This window comes from Microcystis sp. T1-4 (assembly GCF_000297435.1).
Taxonomy (GTDB): domain Bacteria; phylum Cyanobacteriota; class Cyanobacteriia; order Cyanobacteriales; family Microcystaceae; genus Microcystis.
On the sequence record NZ_CAIP01000172.1, the window covers coordinates 13,665 to 27,052 of the forward strand.

Here is a 13,388-nt window from a genome sequence, read left to right on the forward strand (position 1 = left end):
GCGGTTACTTTTGACAAAATCTTCTGGCTCGATCGAATTGTGGTTCTTGCCAAGAAAAAGCAAAATGACTGATACTATCTATGCTGGGAAAGGCTATGCGAATCGCTTCCATTTGCACTTCTAAGGAGGGACGATTGTTATAGGGTTGTCCCCATAAACCCGCTAAAGCTGGGATAACAGCAGTTTGATTTCCCCTGCTTGCCACTACTCTTTTGATCTGATTAACCACACAGGTGGTATCGTTACAATTAGCGTAGGACATGGGATGCCATTCTAGGGAAGCGGGAAAACTATCCCAAGCTTGTAAACGGGAATCAAAACCTTGATTACCCACAAGACGATTTCCATCAGGAAAAAACACTGCCCCGGCGGGAATTCCCTGACGTTCTACTAGGGCAGAAAAATAACTAATATAATCAATGACACCCTGGGCAGCATGGGCAACCGCTAGGAACCAAAGTTCTAATTTGAGGCGATCAAAACGACTTTTAACTGATTGTTTCATCTCCTCTTCTAAGGGGATTCTACCCTGCCAAAGAGGGTCAGTTTCTTGGGGATAAAGGCGATCTGCTTCGACGATATCATCAGGGGAAATTTGACCACGAGTCAGATAGCGATCAATTAAAAATTTGCCCTTATTATTCAAGGCTCGATTAATTAAAGCTTGTCGGGATGCCGGACTAAAAATCCATAAATCTTGGACATTATCAGCCACGGAATCGACTCCAGTTCCTCTCGGATAGCGAATATAATCAAATAAAACTCCATCGGGACGACGTTGTAAAATCGCTTCTAGGAGAATTAAATAATCCTGTCGCGCTTGATTGCTGTAGGGATCGACAAAAGTTTGGGATTGATCATCGACAAAAGAGGTGCTATCCTGTCCTTTACCATTGCGTGCTAACACCTCCTGTCGCTCGGGTTTTAAGCTATAAGCATAGCCAAAATTGAGGCTAAATAACCAAGCATAAACCTTTAAACCGCGTTTATGTCCCTGTTCGATCACCTGTGCTAATAAATCCACATTTCCGGCACTGGGATTTTTAATCACGCTGTCCCAAACCGTGGGATTATTGTTAGGAGGTAATAGGACTTGACCATCGGCGAAAACTTCCAGATAAACTATATTATAACCTTTGGCCACGATGCGATCGAGAATACTTTCTATCGATCCGGGGCGGGTATCACAGGAGTAGAGACGTAACCAGATTGCCTGTTCCTGTAACCAGTGTCGGGAACGACAAAAGCGCAATTGTGCAGCATATTTCTGCAATAAAATGTCATATTCTTGGTGGGAAGTTTGACGCAGATTTTCTTGTTGTTTGATTTCCGATTCGGACAGTTGACAATTATCATTGACCGCGAGGCTAGGGTTAATCCCTAGGGTACTACTCCAGAGGATTATAGCGAGAAAACAGGATAGCGATCGCAGATAATTGACTTTTTTTAACATAGTTGTTCACGGCAAAACTAGCAAAGGAGAAATTTCCTTAGTTTGCTATTTTTTTAGCCCTCTTCTAGAACTATAGCAAAAGTCTTAAGTAGGGTTTGCGGCAAAAAGCTTTTCCTGGGGGCAGGGTGTGGGGTGTGGGGTGTGGGGTTTTATCGATTTTCAGGTGGTCAACTACCTAATTTTCAGGGAAAAAGTCCAGGAATTTTCCCCCCGATCCCCGCAATGGCTGACACTTTTTGAGGGGAAAAAAGTCCAAAAGTCTTATCCAACAAGGTTTTTAGATTTATTCAGCAGACCCTACTTAGGGTGATCAGCAAACCTGATCTATCGGAGGGCGCAAGTTCCTTGCGCCCCTACAGTAACGGATTTTGTCCACAATGTAGGGGCGAACTGCGTTCGCCCAAAAGGTACATTATCAAAGCGCAAGTCCCTTAATTGCCCTCACCCCCCTGCCCCGCCGACATCGGGGGGGTCGGGGGTGGGAGAGGGGAGTAGGATGTCTGCCACGAATAAAGAAAAATGCTATAACCTATCAGGGAAGGGAGGGAGACGCTGACTTTTCCTATTGCCAGGTGGAACCTTGGCACGAGACAAGAGAATCGAGTCGCCCCCACCCTACTGTTCCTATTTCCGTTTCTTCAGGCTAGAAGCTAACCCTAATCCTCCCAATCCTAACAAGGCAACCACGGAACCCGGTTCAGGGACGCTAGTGGGAGGAGGAGTAGTCCCCTCAAGGCTAAATTGGTAAGGGCCAGAAGTAGGAAAAGAACTCCAACTTCCCCCTTGATTGGTACTCTGAACGTAACCATTACCAATCGTCCAGCCAGGGAGTCCTGTTTGAGCGGGAGATGAGGTATACCCCCAACGATAAGACCCAGTACCACTTGAAATACCACTGACTAACCAGTAAGTGGTATTAGCGGCTAATGTGTACGGAGTAGCCAGGGTAAAGGTGTTATTGGCGAGAGTGGTAGTAATGGAAGCCGGGTTAGTAAAACTGGTTAGCTGAGTGCCAGGGACTCCACTGCTGTTGCTATAGATACGAAGAAACAAGTTGGGATCGGCGGTGTTTTCTCCGAACAAAAGAGTAGCAGAATTAAGGTTATAACTGCTACTGCCAGTTGTAAAGCTTGCTCCTTGCCAATTAGCAAGCCGTGCAACACCTACGCCATTATTTCCTTGAGATAAGTTCTCAACGAGGGTGACAGCAGAAGCTTGTTGTCCTAAACCTAGGGAAAGAAGGAGAGCAAGGCTACCCCCCCCCGATTTTTGCCAGAATTTGCTGATTTTTGGTCATTTTTCCAATTTAAGGTTAAGAAGGTTGAAATTGGTCTTGATTGATGGTCTATCTTCTGAGCATCTGCTCGGAAAAAAGGTTTGTAGTAACTTAGCGCAGATTAACTCGCTAGGTTGTACGGCCTCGTCCGCAGAATATAGAATTTAGGTAGAAATGTCAAGTTTTTAAGATAGGTAGATGATAAGTAGGGTTTGCGGCAAAAAGTTTGTTGGTGGGGGCAGGGTGTGGGGTGTGGGGTGTGGGGTGTAGGGTTTTACCCATTTTCAGGCGGTCAATTACCTAATTTTCAGGGAAAAAGTGCCTAAATTTCCCCCCGATCACTCCCATATCCGGTACTTTTTGATTGACAAAAGGTCTAAAAGTCTTATCCAACAAGGTTTTTAGCTTTATTCAGCAAGCCCTAATTATAACCAGCTACTTATATGGGAGCGATCTTTCTTTGTGTTCTTTGTGTCTTTGTGGTTCCTTCCTTTACCCACCCAAAAGAGCCGGTGAGAAGATGGAAAATTAGTTAACCTTTTGGCAATTATCTGGATGACTAAAAATAAAAGAGTGCTGATTTTAGGGGGAACGGGGGAAGCGGCGGCATTAGCGGCTAAAATTGCGGCAATTCCGGGTATAGATGCCATCGCGTCCTTTGCCGGTCGCACGAGAGAACCGATTACTCTCACAACTCCTTCTCGCCGGGGGGGGTTTGGTGGTGCCACCGGGTTAGCCAATTATCTACGCCAAGAAGGCATTGATTGTTTAATTGATGCCACCCATCCCTTTGCCGCGCAAATTTCCTTTAATGCCGCTCAAGCCGCCTCGGATTGTGGTATTCCTCGATTAATCTTAAGTCGTCCAGCTTGGGAAAAAGTATCTGGAGATAATTGGATTGAAGTAGAAAACAATCAAGCGGCAGCGAATATTTTACCCGGGTTAGCGCCGCGGATATTTCTCACTATTGGTCGGCAAGAACTGGCAAGTTATGCACATCTAAAAAATATCTGGTTTTTGATGCGGATGATTGACCCTCCAGAAGCAGATGCCATCGTACCGGTTGGAAAATTATTGTTGGAACGGGGGCCTTTTTCTTTGCAGTCAGAGCGCTCTCTTTTACAAGAATATAAGATTGGGGCGATCGTGAGTAAAAATAGCGGCGGTGATGCCACCTACGCCAAAATTATCGCCGCCAGAGAGTTGGGAATAACCGTGGTCATGGTACAACGTCCACCCGTACCTGAAGGAGAAAAAGTGGCAGATGTTGAAAGTGTCCTGGCATGGTTAGAAAAAATATGACTCTCTTGATTTTTCTGGGAAAATCATCGGTAAGGTTGGCTGAATAAATGTGAAATATAGACGAGGTAAGGGGTTTGTGGGCCTGTTTGGCGAAGCAGCTGCCAGATTTTCAAGTCCTGTCAGGGCGAAGCATTCGGGCAATAACCTATCGCTGAAACCGTAGATTTTCTATCCGAATGCTTCGCCCCTACTTTTTGCCGCAAACCCTAAGTAGTGGTGCAAAATTAATTTCCCAGTCGAGACGGTCGATGGGAAACAGCTATCAGTTATCAGATGTTATTTTTCAGTTCACTGATTACTGATTACTGATCACTGATCACTGAAAAGCTTCCCACCCAATCTAGGAAAATTACACTTTCACCACGTTGCTAAAAGAGATTTTCAGGTAATCATCTTCCATTTTTGCTCCAGAAGGTTTCAGGGCTGCTAAAGCTTGGGGTAAGACTAAATTGCGACGGTGATTACCGATGCGAATATTTAACTCGTCTCCAGTTTTATTTAGCTGTATTTGTTCCTTGGGTATACCTGGTAAATATAATTCCAGACTGTATTTATTTTCCTGTTGAACTACCCGAATGGTGTTTTCTTGGTAATAAACCTTAGTCGGATCTTCCCCAGCAAAAAGAGTTTCTTTCAGTCTTTCCAAAGCGGGTAAACCACACATTTCTTCGGAGTAGAGAGGAACTTCCTTAACCGGTAAAGGATGAAAATTATCGTAAATTTCCTGTTTATAACCCTGTTGATTTTCTTTCCAACGAGCAAAGAAAGGATCGGTTACTTTGTCGGGAATAATCCGATTAGCAATAATCAAATCGGTGGAAACATTATAGAGACTTAGATAGGCATGGGCGCGTAAAGACTCCTTAATCACCATTTTTTCGGGGTTTGTCACCAAACGTACCGAGGTTTGAGTATTATCGGTCAAAACCTTTTCTAAAGCCTCGATCTGCTCATAAAACTCGTAGGGAGCATCCATAACCTCCTTGTCCGGTAGGGAAAAACCGACGATCGGTCGAAATAAAGGTTCCACCAGTGGTCGCAATGCCACCGACATTCCCTGTAAAGGTTTGTAAAATCTTCTCATGTACCAACCGCCCACTTCTGGCAAACTCAGCAATCGTAAAGCTGTCCCCGTGGGTGCGGAATCGATAATCAACACATCATAAGTACCCTCATCGTAGTGGCGCTTCATGCGAACTAAGCCGAAAATCTCATCCATTCCGGGTAAAATCGCTAATTCTTCCGCTTGCACTCCATCCAAACCCCTAGCTTGCAATACCTGGGTGATATAACGTTTTACCGCGCCCCAGTTGCCTTCTAATTCCATTAGTGCGTCTAATTCTGCCCCCCAGAGATGGGGACGTACCAACCGAGGATCGTGACCTAATTCGAGATCGAAACTGTCAGCGAGAGAGTGAGCGGGATCGGTGCTGAGAACTAGGGTTTTATAGCCAAGTTCGGCGCAGCGGAGTCCTGTAGCGGCGGCGACGGAGGTTTTACCCACGCCTCCTTTACCGGTCATGAGAATTACACGCATGGGGGCTGATTTAAGAAAATTTACATTACTTATTCTTATTATGACGGGAAAGTTAACAAATTTAGGACAAGAATCAGCATTCTTGGCTATAGAATTCCACTCCCTGACCATCACCCCGGGGAATTAGGCTCTGTTCAAAAAATTGCTGACAGCGATTTTCGGCATCAGCGACGAGAACTTTGGCAAAATGACCCTTTTCGAGAACTTCTTGCCTCGGACGTTGTTCGTAGGCATAGATAATCAAAATATCTCCGGGTTGACAGAGCAGAGCTGCACCACCGTTAGGGCAAATTTCCCCGGTGTGGCCGGGAAAAACGTAGGTAGAAAAGCGCTTACCATTGCTAAGATTGACCACATCCACCTCTTCAAGGGGCAAAATACCGACCCGCTCGATCAATTCTTGATCGATAGTGATACTGCCGACATAATCGACGTTAGCCTCGCTGACGCGCACTCGATGGAGTTTGGCGTGCATTAATCGAATTGTTCCCATGTATTTTGTCCTATTTCCCCCAATTACTTCAATTATTATGCTCTCCCAGTGGGAATGTTTACTCAAAAATCTCGGTCAATGGCAAGGTTCTTTTACCCGTCTGTCTCCCCAAGGCGATCTGCTCGAAGATACCCCGACTTTGGTATCTTTGCAAGGCATTAATAATAATCGCTCGATTCGTCAATTGGTCCGCCGTCTCTACAGCGATCGAGCGCCAGAAGATTTGATTTTAGAGTATAGTTCTCTCCATCAGGGTATTCTATTTAGCCAGACGGGAGCTTTTTGTCAGGGTTCTCTATATTTTAGTAGTTTTTCCTCACAATTCGGAGCAGAATTTGGGTTAATCTCTGGGGAAAGACGATTAAGAATCGTACAGTTATTTAATGAGCGCTGTGAGTTCGATCGCTTGACTTTAATTCGGGAAAAGTTGACCGATTCTAGCTCCCCAGAAAGACCGATGTTAACGGTGGAGCAATTACTGGGTCAATGGCGAGGACAAGCGGTGACAACGGGACGCGATTTTTATAATTCTCCTGCCTATTCTACCCATGTATCGATCGAGCGTCAGGGGGATAATTATCTCTCGCAAACTTTGACTTTTGGCGATAATCAAATTACTTCTAGCGCTCGGATTGAGGGACAAAGATTGTTGTTTGAAAATAGTCCGCTGCCAGTGCAAATTCTGCTACTGCCGGATGGTGCTTCCTGTAATACACCTCTGAAAATTACTGCCGGTCATCCTTTTGTTTTAGAGGCTGGTTGGTTACTTTCTCCTACTCAAAGACAGCGCTTAATTCGTTCTTATGATGATAAGGGAGAATGGACAGGTATTACTCTGGTGACGGAGGAAAAAGAAAGCTATTAGCCGTCAGCCCCAGCTAGATTGATAATAAAAAGAAAATTCACTAATTACACTGAAAAATATCGGGTTTCTCCTAAAGATGAATTATAACTGGATTTTTTGTGTGATAAGTTTAACTTATATAGTAGCGCTCGATCTTTGTGTCCTTTGTGTCTCTGTGGTTCGTTCCACTCACTCGTCCGCAAGACTGTATCCTAGCATACATTTTACCCAGCAAACCTGGGAGAGCCGATAACTGCTCTCAGAAGCTGAATGCTAAGGGCTGCTTTATATAAGCAAAATTTATCAAAATCCCAATATACTTGAGAAGATTTAAATTTACATTCCTTAATCTTTACTTTTCTTAAAAAATAATTGAGAAAAATTCCTATTTGTCAACGAGATTGCAATAGTTACAGCCCGCTGCTAAAATCCAAGAATTGGGTTACTCTGTGCATTTTTAGTCCTTGTGCCTTGAAACCCTTACCACGTCTAGGATTACTAATTAGTCCCCGGTAAAAACTTGCCAATTGCTCCTTTGACGAAAAAGATCTTTTGCCAAAAATATGTGTACTTATGTTAAAACGAAAAAGTTTTTTTGACAAAATGTACCAGATATGCTGCGAGGAAAGTCTGCGGGTAAGCTGTTAACTAAGCTGTTAAGCATTTAAATTGCTTGTTGAGACGAGGCAAGAGGCACTCTTGCAAGAGGCAACAGTAAAGGGATTGGGGGAGATTCGGCTAATCTTAAGAATAAGTGCTTTAAATGCGTCTTAGCTTATCTAAATTACTGGTTAAGACTGTATGAGAGAGGGGAGAAGAACCTGATAAACCAAACGATGCTGATAAGTAGCGAGGCACAATTATTTGTAGGATGGGTTAGCGGTAGCGTAACCGATGCGGGCGTTGGGTTTCATGCTTCAACCCAACCTACGTTCTAGGTACTTATTTAATTCCACCCACCTACTTAGAACAAATTAAACCTTTAGCCAAGCAAAAATATCCACTGCTGATATTAGCCAACTTTCTAATCCTTTAATCACCGCTAAAGGCTGATTATTGCCTGCGGTTGCAATATGTACTTTCGGTAATCCTGTTTGAAAAACGGTGACTGACTTTGCTGAAGGATCAATCAACCAACCTAATTCTGTTCCTTGTTGTAAACAGAAAATAATCTTTTCCATCACTAAGGTAACAGATTGTTCGGGAGACATAATTTCAATAATCCAATCGGGATAACTTAAAAATTTATCAGCCATTTCTCCATCTAGATCTCGTGGCAAATTCTCCCAACGAATCACCGCAATATCTGGCACAATTGAACGTTCTGCAAAAGTACAACGTAATTCAGGTAGAGCATAAGCTAATTTTAGAGGTTTAGTCTGTTGATTAATGGCAGAGGCTAACTCAAATTGTAAGATGCTGTGTTTTCCTTTGGGCATAGGTTTTTGAGTGACAATTCCATGATAATATTCTCTAGCAGGCTTAGTTTCTGGAAGGACAAGAAATGCTTCGAGGGAAAGGGATTGTTTATCTTCTATTGTGGTAAACATTGATTGATTTCTCCGATCTTGAGGTGTTTTCCATTATCAAAGTAGTTTATGGTTACAGAAAGACGTTCATTCCATATATTCTTTTGAGTGGTTTTCTATGAGATACTTGGCATAGTGCAGAAGTTCGTGCTTTAGAGAATCTGGCATTGTCGAAACTGTTGGTAAGATTTATGGATCATCTAAATCCTCAGAAAAAGAAACCGCAAAAGTGGGTTAAATTGCTTCCTAGTTACCATTGTAAAATAATTAAGAGAATTTATTCATAATCAGTCCAATATCTTTAACCAAAAAGTAAATTATGCAAGATTTCTAAACGCTGGTCATCTTCACGAACAATAGCACCATAATAATTTTTCTTATTCTCTAGCCAGAGTAATTCAAACTCGATCGCCTTGGGTAAAGCCAAACTAAAATTATCCAAAGCTTGGGGACAATCAAAGATAACTTTGCGCGTCTCGAAGCGGTCAAAATGTCCTTGGCAGAACATTTTGAAAAACGGTAAAGAATCTAGTGACACCCCACCCCCAATAGCAACAGTCAAACCGGCAGCCTTAGCTTTTTTTGCCAAAGGTAAAGCCAGAGCCAAAACTTGCTCGCTATTTACATCCTGACGAGTTAATCCCAAAGAACAGGCTAAATCCATCCGTCCGATCACGATACCATGGAGAGATTTTATCTCTGGAATCGCCAACATTTCCTGAAAATTCTCACAGGCAGTAATCGTTTCGATATTAACTAATAGCTCCACATCTTCCACCCCTTGGTCAGCTAAAACCCTCCTGGCTGCCCGCAGATATTTTTGTAAAGCGTAGGCTGTTTCTACCATGGGAGCAATCAAGCGATCGACTCCTAAATTAACCGCATCAAAGATATCTCTGATCGCTTCGCAACCAGCGATTTTCAGATTAAAATCCACCCCCGCTTTCAGACTAATTTCTTTCAACCGCATCGCTTCCGTCAGTCGGGTTCCTTCCGTCTCGAATTCCGCTTTTACCCCTGAAACATGGTGATCTTCCCTGAGTTCTCTTAACAGTTGCACCATTTTTTTTTCTAAGGAATTCATGATTTTAATCGTTTAAAATTGGTAACTGCTAGATGAGCCTTGTTGATTATAGCCGATCCGCGAAAAGCCGATAGCTGAGGACTAAGTAGGTAGGTGTTAAAAATTGTCAGATGGCCTCTTATTCAGGAGGGATTAAGGGGGTGCCGATCCCCCCTTATCAAGAGGGGCAGGGGGGATCGAACCCAAAATCTATCTTCAATTTAATTAAAACCAGCTACTTAGGAAACCATAAAAATACCCCAAACAAGGGGACAAGAGCGACAAAATACCGGCATAATGAACAAGGCCGTCTGATTTTTTTCTGGCCACATCCTTTCTATACTACATTCGTAATATAAGTAATTCTCTAGTTAGACTATGCGAACTCACTACTGTGGCGACCTTAGCGCGATCGAAATTGAAAAAAGTGTCACCCTCTTCGGTTGGGTCGATCGCCGTCGCGATCACGGTGGCGTTATTTTTATCGATCTGCGGGATCGCAGTGGTATTGTCCAGATCGTCAGTGATCCCCAACGAACCCCCGCTTCCTACCCCATCGCTGAAACCGTCAGAAACGAGTATGTCATCAAGGTGACGGGAACAGTCAGTCAAAGGCCTCCTGAATCCCTTAACCCGCGCATTGCCACCGGAGAAATCGAAATTTACGCCACTAGCATCGAGATTCTCAACGGGGTTACTAAACAACTGCCTTTTGTCGTCTCTAGTTCCGAAAGTGAATCAGTCCGGGAAGATGTGCGCTTGCGATACCGCTATCTAGACCTACGCCGGGAGCGTATGAGTCAGAATTTACAACTACGTCACCAAGTTGTCAAGGAAATGCGCCGTTTTCTCGAAGATGAACAGCATTTTATCGAAGTGGAAACACCAATTTTAACTCGATCGACTCCCGAAGGGGCGCGGGATTATCTGGTTCCTTCCAGGGTCAGCCCGGGCCAATGGTACGCTTTGCCCCAATCACCGCAACTATTTAAGCAATTATTAATGGTGTCGGGAATGGATCGCTACTATCAAATCGCTCGCTGTTTCCGCGATGAAGATCTGCGTGCCGATCGTCAACCGGAATTTACTCAGTTAGACATGGAGATGAGTTTTCTCTCCTTAAGCGAGATTTTAGCCCTCAATGAGGCTTTAATCGCTCATATCTTCAAAAAAGTCAAAAATATCGATATAAGCCTGCCCCTGCCCCGTTTAACATATTCTGAGGCTATGGATCGCTATGGGGTCGATCGCCCCGATACCCGTTTTGGCTTAGAATTGGTCAATGTGGCGGAGATTTTTGCCGATTCGGGATTTAAGGTGTTTTCAGGTGCGATCGCTAGTGGGGGAACGGTGAAAGTTTTACCGATTCCCAACGGTAACGAGGCGATTTCTAACGTCAGAATCAAACCGGGTGGGGATTTATTCAAAGAAGCCACCGATGCGGGTGCGAAGGGAATTGCCTACATCCGCGTGCGCGAAGACTACGATTTTGATACCATCGGTGCGATTAAAGATAACCTAACAGAGGCACAAAAACAGGCTTTAATCGAGAAGACTGGCGCAAAACCGGGGCATCTGCTCTTATTTGGGGCAGGAGATACCGATACAGTCAATAAATCCCTATCCCGCCTACGCTTAGTTTTAGGGGAACAATTGGGATTAATTGATGCCGATAAAATCAACCTCCTCTGGGTGACGGATTTCCCGATGTTTGAATACAACGCCGAGGAAAAACGCCTAGAAGCATTGCATCACCCCTTTACTGCCCCTAATCCCGAAGATTTAGAGGATCTAGCCCATGCTCGCGCCCTAGCCTACGATATGATTTTTAATGGTATTGAAATCGGTGGCGGCAGTTTGCGGATCTATCAACGGGAAGTACAGGAAAAAGTCTTCGCCACCATCGGTCTATCCCCAGAGGAAGCCTATAATAAATTCGGCTTTTTGTTAGAAGCTTTTGAATACGGAACCCCTCCCCACGGTGGCATCGCCTACGGTTTAGATCGCTTGGTGATGTTGTTAGCGGGGGAAGAATCAATTCGCGATGTGATTGCTTTCCCGAAAACCCAGCAAGCTAGTTGTTTACTCACTTCTGCACCTTCAACAGTGGCAGCGAAGCAATTAAAAGAATTATCCGTTGCTTCTACCTACAAACCGCCATCCTAAGATTAGGGTGGGCAATGCCCACCTAATTTTTAAAAGTCTGTTGACACTAAGTTAAATTCTTTTCTGCTACAAAGTCCTCCCCGCACCGCACACCACCCGAAAACCGAGGTTGTTGTGGAGGCCGCGGCGGACGATGTCGAAGCGGTAAGCGGAACGGCAGTAATTTGGATCGGTGTACCAAGAACCGCCCCGCAGAGGAGAACGATTATCATTCCCATTTTCTGTCCAGACACTGCCATCCCTCGGCGCACCGTCATAATTATCGTGCCAAGTATCGGCGCACCATTCCCAGACATTGCCGTGCATATCGTACAGTCCGAAGGCATTGGGGGGAAATTGTCCCACGGGAGTCGTTTGTTGTCGATATTCTCCCTTCGCTTCTTCTGCGTAGGTTTTGGTGGCATTGTAGTTAGCCAATTCCCCCGTAATGGTTTCCCCAAAGTAGAATGGGGTGGTGGTTCCAGCACGACAAGCGTATTCCCATTCCGCTTCACTCGGTAGTCGGTATTCCTGTTTTGTTTCCCTTGATAGTCGTTTACAGAATTCCGTTGCTTGATACCAGTTGACACTTTCTACGGGTAGCTCATCCCCTTTGAAGTTAGAAGGGTTTGTCTCTAGGTCGATGTCTATTTTAGCGGTTGCGGCGATCGCTTGCCACTGGGCTTGGGTGATAGGATATTTACCTATAAAAAAGGTGGGGACGTTAACCTCATGTTGAGGACGTTCATCACCAAAACTATCTTTCTCATTTGCTGGTGAACCCATCAGGAAAGTTCCCCCCGGGATGGCAACCATTTCTAGGGTGGTGATGCCGTAGCCCAAATCTTCGCTGAAATATTGGGACTGTTTCGACTCTTTTTTAATTAGCTCACCCTTCGCATTTGCTCGCACGATCTCAAAGTTAAATACTGATAACGGTGGAGTGACGATTACCGGTTGTTTTGGTTCTTCTGGAACGATTACGGGTTGTTTTGGCTCTTCCGGTTCAAGCTTGAACTGATAGCCAATTGCTCTTTCTAGTTGCTCAAATCCGTCTTCTTCCCAATAATCAAGCCAGTGGAGGTCTCGCAGGTTCAAGCCATACTCCTCCTGTCGCAGGTCGGGGATATCGCATTCATCCAATCTCAGCGGAATGAGGTAGATTGAATTCGGCGGTCTGTCAGCATATTGATTGAGGGCCATTTTAAATTCCCGCTGCACGAATCCTTGTTTAGCAATCGAGCGTTGGGAGAGACAAGCGATGAACAGTTGACTATTTGCGATCGCCTTGGGGATGACTGAACGCCAGTTTTGACCCGGAATCAGGTCTTTTTTATCCAACCAAGGTTTATATCCCGCTTGCTTAAGGCGCTCATGCAGTGCCAAAACTGCTGGTTTGTCCTCACTAGCGTGAGCTAGGAAAATTTGGATCTCTGACTTTTTCATAACTTTTTCTTATGACCACAAGTAGGGGAGAGCCAGATTAACTGGCAGAAAATCTCTAAATAGGGCTTGCTGAAAAAGTACGGGCGAAGCATTCGGATAGAAAATCTCCAGTTTCACCGATAGGTTATTGCCCGAATGCTTCGCCCCTACAGGACGCGGGCCGATGAAGACGCAAGGTTTTGAAGGACGATTCTCTCAAAATCTGGCACCTGTTTCAAGAGAAGAGGCACAAAACCCTTACCTTGCCTACATTTCACATTTATTCAGCCAACCCTAAATAAACCATTTAATTGATTATTA

Annotated in this window: 12 protein-coding genes; 4 read left to right on the forward strand and 8 right to left on the reverse strand. The window is 44.5% G+C overall.

What is annotated here, in order from left to right; translation table 11 throughout:
- Positions 1–4 precede the first annotated feature (4 nt).
- A complete protein-coding gene (locus MICAI_RS10465) occupies positions 5–1,453 on the reverse strand; it encodes a family 10 glycosylhydrolase (RefSeq protein ID WP_008201407.1) in 1,449 nt (482 codons plus the stop codon).
- A 127-nt stretch (positions 1,454–1,580) separates the two neighbouring features.
- On the opposite strand from MICAI_RS10465, the gene MICAI_RS27070 reads away from it, so the two are divergent.
- On the forward strand, positions 1,581–1,763 hold the full coding sequence (locus tag MICAI_RS27070; protein WP_039899977.1) for a hypothetical protein: 183 nt from the start codon (positions 1,581–1,583) through the stop codon (positions 1,761–1,763).
- A gap of 314 nt (positions 1,764–2,077) precedes the next feature.
- Here the strand turns inward: MICAI_RS27070 and MICAI_RS10475 are convergent, their stop codons facing one another.
- Positions 2,078–2,740 carry a choice-of-anchor R domain-containing protein gene (locus tag MICAI_RS10475; protein ID WP_157221747.1) on the reverse strand — a complete coding sequence of 221 codons (663 nt, stop codon included), beginning with the start codon at positions 2,738–2,740 and terminating at the stop codon, positions 2,078–2,080.
- Positions 2,741–3,284: 544 nt separating this feature from the next.
- Here MICAI_RS10475 and MICAI_RS10480 point away from each other — a divergent pair.
- Positions 3,285–4,031, forward strand: coding sequence for a cobalt-precorrin-6A reductase (locus tag MICAI_RS10480; RefSeq protein ID WP_008201410.1), 747 nt, complete (start codon positions 3,285–3,287; stop codon positions 4,029–4,031).
- Positions 4,032–4,380: 349 nt separating this feature from the next.
- On the opposite strand, the gene MICAI_RS10485 is transcribed toward MICAI_RS10480, so the two are convergent.
- Together MICAI_RS10485 and panD are read right to left on the reverse strand one after the other, a co-directional pair.
- The gene (locus tag MICAI_RS10485; RefSeq protein ID WP_008201412.1) at positions 4,381–5,568 is read right to left on the reverse strand and encodes a TRC40/GET3/ArsA family transport-energizing ATPase; all 1,188 of its coding nucleotides are present in this window, start codon (positions 5,566–5,568) and stop codon (positions 4,381–4,383) included.
- A gap of 73 nt (positions 5,569–5,641) precedes the next feature.
- Positions 5,642–6,061, reverse strand: coding sequence for an aspartate 1-decarboxylase (gene panD / locus MICAI_RS10490; protein WP_008201414.1), 420 nt, complete (start codon positions 6,059–6,061; stop codon positions 5,642–5,644).
- A 37-nt stretch (positions 6,062–6,098) separates the two neighbouring features.
- On the opposite strand from panD, the gene MICAI_RS10495 reads away from it, so the two are divergent.
- Complete coding sequence (locus tag MICAI_RS10495; RefSeq protein ID WP_008201416.1) at positions 6,099–6,926, forward strand: DUF3598 family protein; 828 nt, start codon at positions 6,099–6,101, stop codon at positions 6,924–6,926.
- A gap of 953 nt (positions 6,927–7,879) precedes the next feature.
- On the opposite strand, the gene MICAI_RS10500 is transcribed toward MICAI_RS10495, so the two are convergent.
- From MICAI_RS10500 to MICAI_RS10505, 3 genes are all read right to left on the reverse strand, one after another.
- Entirely contained in the window at positions 7,880–8,455 is a 576-nt protein-coding gene (locus tag MICAI_RS10500; RefSeq protein ID WP_002783255.1) for a Uma2 family endonuclease, read from the reverse strand.
- 66 nt (positions 8,456–8,521) lie between these two features.
- Positions 8,522–8,602: a DUF2281 domain-containing protein gene (locus MICAI_RS27860; RefSeq protein ID WP_071821284.1), complete on the reverse strand. Its 81-nt coding sequence runs from the start codon at positions 8,600–8,602 to the stop codon at positions 8,522–8,524.
- Between the two features lie 133 nt (positions 8,603–8,735).
- The gene (locus MICAI_RS10505) at positions 8,736–9,518 is read right to left on the reverse strand and encodes an aldolase/citrate lyase family protein (protein ID WP_008201417.1); all 783 of its coding nucleotides are present in this window, start codon (positions 9,516–9,518) and stop codon (positions 8,736–8,738) included.
- Positions 9,519–9,875: 357 nt separating this feature from the next.
- Here MICAI_RS10505 and aspS point away from each other — a divergent pair, with 357 nt between their 5' ends.
- Complete coding sequence (gene aspS, locus MICAI_RS10510; RefSeq protein ID WP_008201419.1) at positions 9,876–11,663, forward strand: aspartate--tRNA ligase; 1,788 nt, start codon at positions 9,876–9,878, stop codon at positions 11,661–11,663.
- Positions 11,664–11,729: 66 nt separating this feature from the next.
- Here aspS and MICAI_RS10515 read toward each other — a convergent pair whose 3' ends face one another.
- Complete coding sequence (locus tag MICAI_RS10515; RefSeq protein WP_008201421.1) at positions 11,730–13,088, reverse strand: SUMF1/EgtB/PvdO family nonheme iron enzyme; 1,359 nt, start codon at positions 13,086–13,088, stop codon at positions 11,730–11,732.
- Between the last annotated feature and the right edge of the window lie 300 nt (positions 13,089–13,388).

Bases quoted from the DNA above. Each gene is read 5' to 3' on its own strand.
- MICAI_RS10465 (WP_008201407.1), bottom strand. From the start codon at position 1,453: ATGTTAAAAAAAGTCAATTATCTGCGATCGCTATCCTGTTTTCTCGCT.
- MICAI_RS10480 (WP_008201410.1), top strand. From the start codon at position 3,285: ATGACTAAAAATAAAAGAGTGCTGATTTTAGGGGGAACGGGGGAAGCG.
- MICAI_RS10485 (WP_008201412.1), bottom strand. From the start codon at position 5,568: ATGCGTGTAATTCTCATGACCGGTAAAGGAGGCGTGGGTAAAACCTCC.
- panD (WP_008201414.1), bottom strand. From the start codon at position 6,061: ATGGGAACAATTCGATTAATGCACGCCAAACTCCATCGAGTGCGCGTC.
- MICAI_RS10495 (WP_008201416.1), top strand. From the start codon at position 6,099: ATGCTCTCCCAGTGGGAATGTTTACTCAAAAATCTCGGTCAATGGCAA.
- MICAI_RS10500 (WP_002783255.1), bottom strand. From the start codon at position 8,455: ATGTTTACCACAATAGAAGATAAACAATCCCTTTCCCTCGAAGCATTT.
- MICAI_RS27860 (WP_071821284.1), bottom strand. From the start codon at position 8,602: ATGCCAGATTCTCTAAAGCACGAACTTCTGCACTATGCCAAGTATCTC.
- MICAI_RS10505 (WP_008201417.1), bottom strand. From the start codon at position 9,518: ATGAATTCCTTAGAAAAAAAAATGGTGCAACTGTTAAGAGAACTCAGG.
- aspS (WP_008201419.1), top strand. From the start codon at position 9,876: ATGCGAACTCACTACTGTGGCGACCTTAGCGCGATCGAAATTGAAAAA.
- MICAI_RS10515 (WP_008201421.1), bottom strand. From the start codon at position 13,088: ATGAAAAAGTCAGAGATCCAAATTTTCCTAGCTCACGCTAGTGAGGAC.